Source organism: Azoarcus sp. Soil_N_20 (genome assembly GCF_057656155.1).
The window spans coordinates 1-848 of the sequence record NZ_JBDGKX010000048.1 but is presented as its reverse complement, the minus strand read 5'-3'; the positions used below and the strand labels follow the sequence as shown (position 1 = coordinate 848).

Below are 848 nucleotides of genomic sequence, written 5' to 3'. Positions count from 1 at the left end.
GGGGATTTCGGTGGCACTGCGGGCACGCAGTCCGGAGAGCAGGCGCGATTGAAGACGCTCAAAAACGGATTCGAGTCTGTCCGGGATGAATCCGGATTGCCGCATGGAGAACACCACGCCATTGTCCCACTTGTACGCGGCGAAGCCGTGAGACTGGGCGATCAGCAGTTTCTTCGTGAGTTCAAAAATCCGCGCATTTGCACTTCCGCCGTCCCTCTCGCGAACGAAATCGTCCCCTTTCTCATCCTTGCCCGCCCGGAGCTCCGCTTCTCGCTTTGCCATTCGCTGGTTGAACCCTTTCGCATCGAATTCCACGCGCTCCGAGTTAACGGTACCGAACATGAATTCTGACCGGTGCCCTACCACCTCGGCCCCGGGTGGCAGATCAATCATGAAGCGCCCGAAGCAGGCCACGCGTTCAGGTGCGGTAATGTGGTCGGCGGCAACGGTGTTCAAAGCGCCGGCGCCGGAGAGGAGGGAGAGGAGGATGCCGATGATTCCTCGATTGCAGTTTCGGGCCATGAACTTCTTTCCTTACTTTGCGGGAGTTGGTCGAGCGGCGTGGCTAGCTGGATCAGCTTGCCCAGGCAGTAGGTCACGTTGGTCAGCACATCCGGATGCTTGTAGCTGCCCTGATGATCGAAGCCCTTCATGCGGCACACGAGTTTCACGTTGTCGCCACCGTCTTCGATCAGGCGGCCCGAAGGGCGCGGGACCGTGACGTCTCCCGCGTCCTCGTCGGTGTGGCTCACCGGGGCACGCTTGGTGTCGAGCTCCAACCGCAGGCGTTGCTCGCCCTCAACCAGGGTGGCTTGTCCCGACACCGTCCACTCGGACGCCTGTGCGGC

At 61.2% G+C, this 848-nt stretch carries 2 protein-coding genes; both read right to left on the bottom strand.

Going from position 1 to position 848, the window contains the following annotated elements; all coding sequences use genetic code 11:
• Positions 1-522: hypothetical protein (locus tag AC3A35_RS27810; protein WP_487439794.1), on the bottom strand; the 522-nt coding region annotated here is incomplete at its 3' end.
• A partial coding sequence (locus AC3A35_RS27805) for a hypothetical protein (protein ID WP_487439793.1) occupies positions 453-848 on the bottom strand: 396 nt, incomplete at its 5' end. The genes AC3A35_RS27805 and AC3A35_RS27810, both read right to left, overlap by 70 nt.